General features: G+C 60.9%; 1 protein-coding gene and 2 pseudogenes. 1 reads left to right on the top strand and 2 read right to left on the bottom strand.

Annotation, left to right across the window (positions count from 1 at the left end; translation table 11 throughout):
* Positions 1-70: pseudogene (locus ABT116_RS44115) on the bottom strand (amino acid ABC transporter permease); the annotation flags it as partial.
* A pseudogene (locus ABT116_RS44110) lies at positions 70-1,137 on the bottom strand (acyl-CoA dehydrogenase family protein); the annotation flags it as partial. The pseudogenes ABT116_RS44115 and ABT116_RS44110, both read right to left, overlap by 1 nt.
* Before the next feature lie 237 nt (positions 1,138-1,374).
* On the opposite strand from ABT116_RS44110, the gene ABT116_RS44105 reads away from it, so the two are divergent.
* On the top strand, positions 1,375-1,817 hold a 443-nt coding region (locus tag ABT116_RS44105), incomplete at its 3' end, for a TetR/AcrR family transcriptional regulator (protein ID WP_351646479.1).

The following is a 1,817-nucleotide window of genomic DNA, read 5'->3' as shown; positions in this document are numbered from 1 at the left end:
CGGTCCCGAAACCGCGCATCAGCGGCACCGGGCCGACGCGCATGGCGGCCAGCAGGGTGCCCCAGATCAGGCAGCGATGTCGGAGAGCAGTCCGATCACCTTCTGTGCCTCGGTTGTCACCTTCATCTTGGTGACGGGGTTGAACAAGAGGTAGCGGCGGTCCTCGGGCGATGCGGTGCGGAAGTAGTCCACCGCGCGATCCGAGAAGAGCCTCATCGCCAGCAGGCGCGCGTACGCGTCGACGAATTCACGTCGTACGTGCGGGAAAGCCGTGACGGGATTGCCGAACAAGATTCGATTGTGCGCGTGGGTGATCGTCTCGTACAAGGCATGCGTCGACATACCGATTCCGCCGAAGCAGAGATTGAATTTTCCGATGTTCACGGTGTTGAGTGCGGCACTGAATGCCGCCTCACCGGTATGCAGAATATCTTCTGCTGCAACGGGATAGTCGGTGAGTGAGAACTCCGCTACGTACATCTGCGCCGGAACGATGTTCTTCACCACGGTGAATGCCGGATGCTCCGAGTCGGCGTAGAAGAAGACGTACTGATCGGCACCCTCCACTCCGTCGACACGACCGAAGACGGAGACCGTGTTGGCGCAGTTGCCATTTCCGATGTAGTACTTCGAACCGCTGGCCAGGTACCCGCCGCTGCCGTTGGGCGTCAAGACCATGTCCGTGGAGTAGACGTCGGCGCCATGCTCTTTCTCGGACAATCCGAATGCTGCAACGCCTCCGGAAGCCAAAGCGGAAGCTGCTCGCGCCCTTGCAGTCTCGTTGTCGCTCTGCCACACCGGCCCGAGCCCGAGAATGGTCACCTGCCACGGGTACCAGTAGTTGAGTCCGTAGAAACCGAGAATCTCGGACAACGCGGCGATACGGCTGGTATCCCAGCGCTTGTCGGAGTCACCGCTACTGTCGCGGGCGGGCGTCAGGAAAGTCGCGAACAGGCCTTCCTTTGCCGCGAAGTCGAGGAAGTCGGAGTAGAAGATCTTGTCGTGATAGTCGGCCAGAAGTCGATTCTTTCCACGCGCCTCGAACCAGTCGACGGTCGCACCCAGCAGTCTCCGCGTGGTCGCGTCGAATTCCGGCCGATCGTATGTAGAGGGATGGAGCAACAGATCATTCGGCACTGAAGAGGTAGGCGCTGTCATCGCGGTTGTTCTCCTAGAGATCTCGGCAGAGGCGCCTCACTGACCGCCTCTTCGAATACAACGCCACCGTAACAATTGCAGACCTCGAATACAACGGTTGCGTATGATTCACGAGGAAGTGGCAGGCAGATTAGGGTGGGAGCGGAGGTGAGGCACACGATGACCAGGTCACAAGCTGACGCAACGGATACACCGCGACGCAAATACGCCCCTCGTATGGCGCCCGAGCAACGACGCGAACAGCTCCTCGACGCAGCATTCGAGGTCACCGGCCGTGTTGGCCTGCACAACCTCAGCATGGAATCAGTTGCCGCCGAAGCCGGCGTCGGCAAGCCCGTCCTCTACACGATTTTCGATACCAGGACCGATCTCGTCGCCGCACTCCTGCGCCGCGAGCACGAGCGAGCCATCGCTCAGGTGCTTGAAACCATGCCGACTGATCTGAGCGAGCTCGGCCCAGCGGCGTCGTACACCGGGACCGTCGGAGCCTTCGTCGACGCCGTACTCGAGAACCCGACGCGCTGGCGCCTGATTCTGACGTCTGTCGAGAACGCCCCCAGCGAGTATCACGGCTTGTTGAAGCTCTCTCGCGGAGCTGTTTTCGCCCGCGCCGAAGAACTGGCCCGTGCCGGGATTGCACTCGAACCGAAGCTCGAAGG

Origin of the sequence: Streptomyces sp. NPDC002130, from assembly GCF_040296465.1 — a bacterium.
GTDB lineage: Bacteria > Actinomycetota > Actinomycetes > Streptomycetales > Streptomycetaceae > Streptomyces.
The sequence above is the reverse complement of the archived record's forward strand: the minus strand, read 5'-3'. Positions and strand labels throughout refer to the sequence as shown.